This window comes from Micromonospora sp. NPDC048040 (assembly GCF_055587185.1).
In genome coordinates this window covers 1-1839 of record NZ_JBVJGT010000139.1, presented here as the reverse complement: position 1 = coordinate 1839, position 1839 = coordinate 1, and the positions used below count along the sequence as shown (strand labels likewise).

Genomic DNA, 1839 nt, shown 5'->3' with positions numbered 1-1839 from the left:
CCCCCTCCCCCCCCCCTGCCCCCCCCCCCCCCCCCCCCCCCCCCCCTCCCTCCTCTCCCCCCCCCCCCCCCCCCCCCCCCCCCCCCCCCGACGTAGCCGGGCGTGGTCAGCCCGGCCCGACGGCCCCTACCACCGGGCCGCCCCGGCGGCCACACCGTCGGCCCGGGCCCGCGGCCAGTCCGCCACGAGCAGGGGCACGAGCCGCAGGTCGGCGGTGGCCAGCCGGTCGAAGCGACGCCACAGCGTCGCCGCCTCGCCCGGGTCCATGGCCCGCAGCGCCTCCCGGGCCACCTCGGCCGGGTCGCCGGCGTGGCCGTCGGACGGCCACATCCGGTGCACCAGGTCGCGACCGGCGTCGCCGGCCCAGGCCGGCACCCACTCGTGCAACACGACGTCGACGCCCGGCCCGCCGGAGGGGGCCAGCGGGACCGGCACGAGGGTGATGCCGTACCGCGCCAACACCGCGACCAGCGCGGCGGCCACGGCGCCCAGCCGCGAGCCGGCGGGAACGCCCAGGGTCAGCCGGGTCCCCTCCCCCAGCCCGGCGGCGTCGAGCAGACGCCTCGCCCGCTCCGGATCACCGGTGTCGGGTGCGTCGTCGGCGCCGCGTTCTGCCGCCGGGTGCCCGGGTTGCAGGACGCCGTGCTGGGTGGCGGCGCCGTCGGCGCCGGCCGCGCAGGCCGCCTCGGCGAGGGCCGCACGGTCGAGCGCCCACGACAGCGCATGCCGTACGGCGTGGGGCTCGGCGGCCCCACCGGCGCCGGCGGAGAGGTAGTAGCTGCACCCCGTGCCGGCGAACCGGGCCGCCGGCGACGGCACCGACCAGGACAGCACCCCGAAGCCCGACGCCGGGTCGACCGGCTGGCCGTCCGCCGCCGCGACGACCTCGATGCGCCGCGCGGTGCGCCGGCGTACCGGGTCGGTGCCCGGATCCCACCGGGGGTTGGGCTCCAGAACGAGGTCGCCGCCCGGGGACAGCCGCTTGGCGATCCGGTACGGCCCGGCGGAGGGCGTGCACCGGTACAGCTCGGGGCTCTCGGGCACGTAGTAGTCGTACTCCCGGGGGGCCGCCGCGGTGAATCCCGTGGCGAGCAGGTCGACGAGGTCGTTGGCCGGCGCGGTGAGCCGCAGGACGACGGTGTCCCCCTCGGCGCGCAGCCCCGGGATCCGGGTGAACTGCTGGAACTGGGCGAAGGCGGGGGCGTGCGCCTCCCAGTGCCCGAGCGCCTCGTCGTACGCCCGGTAGTAGTCCGCCATGCCCTCGATGATCTCGCCGAGGTACGGGCGCATCGCGCGGGCGAGGGGGTGGGCGGTGCGCTTGAGGCCCCGGACGACGTCGCCGGCGGTCAACTCCCGGGCGGCCTGGGCGTCCCAGCGGATGCCGTCCCGGAGCCGGATGCGCCAGGTGCGCCCGTCCGCGCTGATTCCTCCGTTGTCGACCGTGGGCAGTTCCGCGGCCGCGTCCGCCACCGGCCGGACGGCGGGGTCCGTGCCGGTGGGGTACGCGAACAGCTGCCGGGTGAGCAGCCGGAGGATCTGTCCGGTCCCGATGCGGCCCGGGGCCGGTTCGTCGGGCAACCCGCCGTCGACCGGGCCCAGGAAACGGAGGGTGTCCGTCCCGGTGGGCGCGTCGGTGACGCGTTCCTGCTCGCGTACGCCGGTCATGCCGTCACCGCCCCGGCGTCGGGGACCGGCCCTGTCGGCGGCTTGTGGCCGCCCCGGAACACCAGCTTGGACTTGGCGGTGTTGCTCGGGTCGCCTTCGCAGTCGACGACGACGATCTGGCCGGGGGTCAGTTCGTTGAACAGGATCCGCTCGGACAGGTTGTCCTCGATGTCG

General features: G+C 77.5%; 1 protein-coding gene and 1 pseudogene. Both read right to left on the bottom strand.

Going from position 1 to position 1839, the window contains the following annotated elements; all coding sequences use genetic code 11:
- Positions 1–126: 126 nt before the first annotated feature.
- The gene (locus ACZ6O2_RS36495; RefSeq protein WP_466026216.1) at positions 127–1665 is read right to left on the bottom strand and encodes an ABC transporter substrate-binding protein; all 1539 of its coding nucleotides are present in this window, start codon (positions 1663–1665) and stop codon (positions 127–129) included.
- Positions 1662–1839: pseudogene (locus tag ACZ6O2_RS36490) on the bottom strand (AAA family ATPase); the annotation flags it as partial. The pseudogene ACZ6O2_RS36490 and the gene ACZ6O2_RS36495, both read right to left, overlap by 4 nt.

What these genes read in the sequence shown, in the direction of transcription:
- ACZ6O2_RS36495 (WP_466026216.1), bottom strand. Translation starts at nt 1,665, where the DNA reads ATGACCGGCGTACGCGAGCAGGAACGCGTCACCGACGCGCCCACCGGG.